General features: G+C 32.0%; 1 pseudogene. It reads right to left on the bottom strand.

What is annotated here, in order from left to right:
* A pseudogene (locus TY19_RS00410) lies at positions 1-203 on the bottom strand (IS982 family transposase); the annotation flags it as partial.

Genomic DNA, 203 nt, shown 5'->3' with positions numbered 1-203 from the left:
TCCTCTTTTGTCCAAAAGATAAGCAAATAGAGGAACAAAAAGGTTCTTCTTTAAATAAAACGGCTAGTACTCATTAAGTTTGGAAATTCTTTCACTAAGTATTTGGTAACATACCCATAAAAGTGCTTAAATGTTCGATCATTGGATTGATGAAATAAAATGACAATTGTCATCATCTCTGGTATCGATAATTCAGGTTGAGG

Source organism: Candidatus Protochlamydia sp. R18 (assembly GCF_000648255.1).
GTDB classification, from domain to species: domain Bacteria; phylum Chlamydiota; class Chlamydiia; order Chlamydiales; family Parachlamydiaceae; genus Protochlamydia; species Protochlamydia amoebophila.
The sequence above is the reverse complement of the archived record's forward strand: the minus strand, read 5'-3'. Positions and strand labels throughout refer to the sequence as shown.